The organism is Amycolatopsis sp. SID8362 (assembly GCF_010550475.1).
Taxonomy (GTDB): domain Bacteria; phylum Actinomycetota; class Actinomycetes; order Mycobacteriales; family Pseudonocardiaceae; genus Amycolatopsis; species Amycolatopsis eburnea.
In genome coordinates this window covers 1-505 of record NZ_JAAGNB010000518.1, presented here as the reverse complement: position 1 = coordinate 505, position 505 = coordinate 1, and the positions used below count along the sequence as shown (strand labels likewise).

Sequence of the window (505 nt, the reverse complement as noted above, 5' to 3'; positions counted from 1 at the left end):
GTCGCGGCGGCGACGTCCAGCAGCAGGGCGGCGTCCTCGACGGTCCGGGCGAGCGGGCCGAGCACGGTCAGGCCGTGGAACAGCTCGCCGCCGGTCGGGATCCGGCCGCGCTGGGTCTTGATGCCGACCAGCCCGGTCCACGCGGCCGGGATGCGCACCGACCCGGCGCCGTCGGAACCGAGCGCGGCCGCGATGACCCCCGACGCCACCGCGGCCGCGCTCCCGCCTGAAGAACCCCCTGGGGTGTGGCCGGGGTGCCACGGGTTGCGCGTCGCGCCGAAGGCCGGGCCCTCGGTGAACGGCCACTGGCCCAGCTCGGGGGTGTTGGTCTTGCCGATGATGACGGCGCCGGCCTCGCGCAGCAGCGCGACGGCGGGCGCGTCGGTGGTGGCGCACGGGAAGTCGCCGACGCAGCCGAACGACGTGGGCAGGCCGGTCAGGTCGACGTCGTCCTTGATCGCGACCGGCACGCCGAGCAGCGGCGCGCGGTCGCCGGCCTTCAAGC

1 protein-coding gene is annotated in these 505 nt (G+C 76.6%); it reads right to left on the bottom strand.

Annotation, left to right across the window (positions count from 1 at the left end; translation table 11 throughout):
- On the bottom strand, positions 1-505 hold a 505-nt coding region (locus tag G3I65_RS16280), incomplete at both ends, for an amidase family protein (protein ID WP_240924594.1).